Genomic DNA, 5,161 nt, shown 5'->3' on the forward strand with positions numbered 1-5,161 from the left:
CTCTTTTGATGTAGCCACCAGGGATACGTCCTGCAGAATAAAATTTTTCGATATAATCTACGGATAATGGAAAAAAGGAAGCAGTAACCTGAGCTTCTTTGGCTGCTGTTGCTGTTACGAGTACTTGAGTGCCTCCGCAGGTAACAAGGACGGATCCGCCTGCTTGTCTTGCAATTCGTCCTGTTTCAATGGTGATTTGATTATCACCAATTTGAATGGATTTTTCTGTAATATTAAACATGAAAGAACCTTAAAAAATCTAAATAATCGCAACAAAAAATCGGGAATTTGAAGGATTATTTTATTTATATTTATCCTCCCGGCCAATCCGAGAGTCCCAACGCACCATGCGCCAGCTTAATTGTGTCCCGTTTGTCGAAGGTTCATGCTATCAGATATTTGCTATAATAAAAAGTATTTGCTTTAAATTTGGTTGAATCTATCTTAATTTGGTGATTTAACAATCTCGGCGTTTTCAGGTTTTAAATATATTTACTTAAATATAAATTTGGAGCTATTTTAGATGACTCTTTTCAAAGTATTGCATTACCCCCATGTTCTTTTACGTAAAAAAGGAACGCCTGTTGAAAAATTTACAGATGAACTCCGTGAATTTTTAAAAAATTTTATAAATACCATGTATGAGTTTGATGGCGGTGGTCTGGCCGCTCCTCAAATTGGCGTTTCTAAAAGAATATTTGTTGTAGATTTTAAGCCTGTTTTTGAAAGCGATAAATTTGAATATACTAAAGATTGCTTTAAGGTTTTCGATAAAAATCATAAAGAAATAGAGCCTAAGTTTCCTATGGTTTTTATTAACCCTCAAATTGTTGAAAAATCCGAACCAATAAAAGTGAATTGGGAAGGTTGTTTGTCTTTTCCTAATGCAGAATCTTTTAATACAGAACGATTTTTAAATATTGAAATTCACGCTCAAAATGAATTTGGCGAGAAATTTTCAGTAAAATCTTCTCATCTTTATGCTAGCGTTTGTTTTCAACATGAAAATGATCATTTAGATGGTATTATGCTTGTAGATAGATGGAATAAAACTAGTTTTTCTGAGGCAGATATTATTGCAGACATTAAAGATTTTGAGAATGATCCTGCCGAAAGAAAAAGAATGAAAAAAATTAAAGTAACAGAAGCAAGCAAAATTAAATTTGATTTTTTATGATTTATTTCCAATTCTTAACTTATCCAGATAAATTTTTTCAATATTTTTCAAAACCAATAGAATAAAAATAATATTATCTTTAATCTCCATTCAATGCTGAAGTAAGTGCTGTAATAACCATTTTTTGGTTTTGTGCTGTCACTTCGATTGGTTGACCTATTCTCACTTCAAGGTGTCCAAAAGGAATTGGGAAAAGCTTTTTGTCCCAACTACGAATCCAAATACTTGGTTTTGGGGTAAAATGAAGTGGAACTAATTGAACCTGACTTTTAGCGGCGATGTGGAGGACGCCTTTTTTTAGAACCTGTGGTGGACCAGATGGGCCATCAGGACAAATCATAGTAGAATAACCAGCTTTAAGAGCCTCAATCAGCTCACTAGCTGCCTTATATCCATCATTACCTGTCGATCCTGGGATCAACTTTTGAACTCCCAAAAGCCTGACAAGTACCCACATATGAACCATATAGAGTAAAGGATGTACCATCCAAGCATGCTTCTTAAAATGAAAGAATGCCGAAAAGTAGCATGGGAAATAACGATGCCAAAATACAAAAATATAGTTTTTATCAGGAGAGAGATTCTCACTCCCAATCCACGAAATTTGGATTGTCCGGTGATTGAACCAATAATGAAAATACTGAAAATGTCCAAGAACATATCCATATATAACTACAACTGGTTTTAGAAACCATGGAATTGTATCAATTCGAAGAGCCATAAATAAATTACTTCTACAATAGGGAATATCCCAAATTTCAAATAAATAAACACTAAGTATTAAATATTTTATTAATTTTTAATAATTTAGCAATCGGAAAATTCTAATTATGTTGTGTAGTGTAAGTTGATATTGTTTTTTTAATTAAAAATTTTGTAAATTTAAATAATAATGTAAAAAATAGTAAATATTAACTTATTTTATAGTGCTTAAAAAATATTATATTTTGCAAGAATAATCTGACAAGTAAACGAAAATATTTATTCTTGAATAAGTAACATTATTTTATCTTATGATATATAATTTTTGGATTTTTATTTGTTCTTATTTTTTAAATTATAATTGAGTGTATAAATATTTATCTTTAACTGTATTTTTATGTTTATAAAATATAGTTATTTTTGTAAATATAATAAAAAATCAGTTATTTGTTCTTTAGTTTCTTTAGGCAAATAATGATAGGAAGGCATTTCTGAATTTGGAATTCCTTCTTCTAATGTTTTTAAAATTTCCAATCGATTTAGTCCATTAATATATTTTTCTGATGGATTTTTAAAATTTGGCATTCGTTTTCTTAATGTTATTGAAGAAGGCCCGTTACCAAGTCCATCTGGCCCATGGCATGATGCGCAGTATTCAATAAAATGATGTCTTCCTTTAAGTTCAGAGTCTGTCAATTTTAACTTTTTTTGATCTTCTTCTGAAAGTGCCCAAGGAGCGGGCTCATTATGAAATAACTTTCCAAATGGTGTTTTATCAAAGTAAGCGGGAAGGATCATAAAGCCTATTACTAAAATAAGAAAAAAAATTATTATTAAAGTTGTAATCAATTTAATGGGAAGTGTTTTACCTTCCTTATTATCATTCTTGTTTTTTTCCATATTTGAATTTCCATCCTATTTCTATTACCAAACTCGGACTTCTCTTTTAACTATAAAAAACTGCAAATTCAATTTTAACATGCTATGGTTTGCAGCCGACGGCCTTGCATATGATTTGTTAGGAATGTTTTTTGGAGAAATGAATGAGATTATCATATAATAATAAATTTCAAATAAAAAAAACTATTTTGTTAGGTATTTGTTCGCTTTCTTCATCAATGTTGTTGAATGACATGCAAGCATCTGCTTCTACTTCTTTGATGGCAAGCGGACATGTTGGAGTTGTAGGACAAGCAACTTTTGGATCTCCTCCAGTTGGGTCTGATTTTTCAGCATTTCGTGTTCCAATTGGCCTCATTCTTGAAGCAAAACCAACAGATAATTTGTCATTATATTTAGGGATAGATTATGCCTATAATAATTATCCTGGGCCTAGTATTTATTTAGGGCAAAATTCAACAACTTCAAAAACGGATAGCACTGGTACAGGCTCTCCTATGCCATTTGGCAATTCAGCAAATGGTTCTCCCTATTCTCAACAAGTAGATAATGTCTATATTACTCAGGCTTATTTCTCTTATCAAACCGCAATAGGTCTGTTGCGCGCAGGTAGAATGCCAAGACATTGGGGGCTAGGTATATATAAAAATTCGGAATGGACTCCCTATTCTGGATTGCCTTCTACATCCGATGCTCTTTCCTTTACAGGTGATTTTAATGCATTCGATGTTTCTGCTTATTATGAAAAATATTCTGAAGGAGTGGGTGGAACTTCTAATGATTCTAAAGGCAATGCATTTACTCTTGAAGCCCGTTTAAAATCGGATCCTGCAGATGCTGCGAGTTCTGGTGTGAGCCAAGAATTAGGAGTATTATTTTCCAAGTTTACTCATGGTAAATCAAATACAACTTTGAATATTTTAGATGTTTATGCAAAATTTTATTTTTCAAGTTTTTATATTGGTGGGGAGTTATTATATCCTACTGGATCAACACAAAGTCCAAACTATCAAAATTTAGGTAGTGCTTCTGCGTGTTCTTATGTTCAAGATGGAACAACTCCTGGTTCAATAACTTGTGTTAGTCAAAAAATATCAGCCTTAGCGGCTTTATTAAAGATAAAATATCAAATTGATGCTAATGATAGTACTTCTTTAGCGTCAACAGAAAAAGCCCAGAAAATCCTTGGCACAGAAGAAAGAAAATCTTCTCATGTAATTGGTATGTGGTCTGGTTATGTAAGTGGTGGGAATAATCAATTTAATTCTCCAGGTACTTCTGGAAGTACCAATGACATCACAGCAATAAGTATGAATTCAAATATTCAACCTTCTTTTTTAATGTTTAATAATACTCTTCCTGCTGTAAATGGGATGCCTGGAGGTTCCTTAACAAATACAACTTTTGTTCGATTAGATTATACATATGAAAATCCAAGTTTTGGTTCCATTGGTCCTGTATTTGTTTGGGGTGTTTTAAATAATTTAAACCAAAATTATAATGCACAAAATACTCTTTGCAAAAACAATACACCTTCTGTTGATCCAAATAGCCCAACAAATGTTTTATGTGTTGGTGGTAATAGTAATTTAGGTTTTGAGGCAGATGTTTCTTACCGTTATACAACTCTAGATAGGGTAACGTTTGGATTAGATGCTGGGTATTGGTTTGTTGGTAATGCTTGGCAAGTTTATAATCAAAGTTTAATAAATGGTGTTTATGGTATGAGAGCTTCTGTTTCTACAGAGTTTTAAATATTTACCACAGCACAATAAAGTTTTTGGGATCATGTTTTTTTCCATTTACTTCAATTTCATAATGAACATGTGGTCCCGTGCTATGTCCTGTATTTCCTACGGCAGCAATAATATCACCTTTTTTAATTTTTGCGCCCTCTTTCGCATAAATAACACTTGTATGTGCGTATCTAGTGACCATTTTTTTCTCATGAATAATTTCTATAAATTTTCCAAAATCATCTGATTGGCTCACTCTAAGAACAATCCCATTCGCTGTGGCGTAAATTGGAGAGCCTTTAGGTGCTGCGATATCCAATCCAAAATGAATTCGTCCTTGACCTGAAAAAGGGCTTACACGCCAACCAAAAGTTGAAGTCAATCTTCCTCGAACAGGAGCAATATCTGGAATGCTTTGAAGTTTTAAAGCATTTTTTTGCGCTTCTACCAAAAAGTGTTTTAAGTCTTGTAATTGTTTAGAAGTTCTGAATTCAGATTCCTGGGCTATATCAAATAATGACTTTAGTTCTAAGCTTTCATATTTTAATCCTGTCACTTTGTTTGAAATTTCATACTCTTCTTTTGTTAATGGGCCTATTCCAGAAGGAACAATAGATTCATTTTGTGAAGTGCTTTTAGAATTTGT

5 protein-coding genes and 1 pseudogene are annotated in these 5,161 nt (G+C 32.4%); 2 read left to right on the plus strand and 4 right to left on the minus strand.

Going from position 1 to position 5,161, the window contains the following annotated elements; translation table 11 throughout:
• Positions 1-241: pseudogene (locus tag ACIQ56_RS14105) on the minus strand (polyribonucleotide nucleotidyltransferase); the annotation flags it as partial.
• A gap of 282 nt (positions 242-523) precedes the next feature.
• Here ACIQ56_RS14105 and def point away from each other — a divergent pair.
• Entirely contained in the window at positions 524-1,177 is a 654-nt protein-coding gene (def, locus tag ACIQ56_RS14110) for a peptide deformylase (RefSeq protein WP_397601688.1), read from the plus strand.
• Positions 1,178-1,256: 79 nt separating this feature from the next.
• Here def and ACIQ56_RS14115 read toward each other — a convergent pair whose 3' ends face one another.
• Positions 1,257-1,598 (minus strand): DUF374 domain-containing protein, encoded by a 342-nt coding sequence (locus tag ACIQ56_RS14115; RefSeq protein ID WP_397601689.1) that lies wholly within the window; start codon positions 1,596-1,598, stop codon positions 1,257-1,259.
• Positions 1,599-2,293: 695 nt separating this feature from the next.
• Positions 2,294-2,779 (minus strand): c-type cytochrome, encoded by a 486-nt coding sequence (locus ACIQ56_RS14120; RefSeq protein ID WP_397601690.1) that lies wholly within the window; start codon positions 2,777-2,779, stop codon positions 2,294-2,296.
• 143 nt (positions 2,780-2,922) lie between these two features.
• Between ACIQ56_RS14120 and ACIQ56_RS14125 the strand changes: the two genes are divergently transcribed.
• The gene (locus ACIQ56_RS14125) at positions 2,923-4,533 is read left to right on the plus strand and encodes a hypothetical protein (RefSeq protein ID WP_397601691.1); all 1,611 of its coding nucleotides are present in this window, start codon (positions 2,923-2,925) and stop codon (positions 4,531-4,533) included.
• Between the two features lie 4 nt (positions 4,534-4,537).
• Here ACIQ56_RS14125 and ACIQ56_RS14130 read toward each other — a convergent pair.
• A partial coding sequence (locus tag ACIQ56_RS14130) for a M23 family metallopeptidase (RefSeq protein ID WP_397601692.1) occupies positions 4,538-5,161 on the minus strand: 624 nt, incomplete at its 5' end.

It is taken from the genome of Silvanigrella sp. (assembly GCF_044369315.1).
Taxonomy (GTDB): domain Bacteria; phylum Bdellovibrionota_B; class Oligoflexia; order Silvanigrellales; family Silvanigrellaceae; genus Silvanigrella.